General features: G+C 38.5%; 1 protein-coding gene. It reads left to right on the top strand.

What is annotated here, in order from left to right; translation table 11 throughout:
- On the top strand, positions 1-397 hold a 397-nt coding region (locus tag IAE53_RS11260), incomplete at both ends, for a PD-(D/E)XK nuclease-like domain-containing protein (protein ID WP_200554239.1).

The raw sequence follows: 397 nt of genomic DNA, 5'->3' as shown, positions 1-397 counted from the left end.
GGCATTGAAGTTTAACAAAAACCCATTGCGTGCCTTAGAAGATTATCTAGGCATCAACAATTGGTGGGAAGGCAACAACGACGCTTTGCATTATGGGAACATTGTTCACAACCTAGCAGAGGGTCGAAGAATGTTACAAGGATTCACAGATGATGACAAGAAGGCTATTATCTCATCAACTGGTAAGACTAAAGGTCAATTTAAATCAACCTACAAAGACGCCATTACCGTTGGTAATAAGCTACGTAATTACGTACTGAAAGTATCACAAGGTGGTTTAGCACAATTTGAAGTATCAATTGATGAAATTGTTGATATGGACGATTTACATTTTAACGCTACTGGTCGTGCAGATATGATCACACGTGATGCGGTTTACGATTTCAAAACAGTATCA

Source organism: Leuconostoc sp. S50, assembly GCF_016624925.1.
Taxonomy (GTDB): domain Bacteria; phylum Bacillota; class Bacilli; order Lactobacillales; family Lactobacillaceae; genus Leuconostoc; species Leuconostoc pseudomesenteroides.
This window is presented reverse-complemented; position numbering and strand designations above follow the sequence as displayed.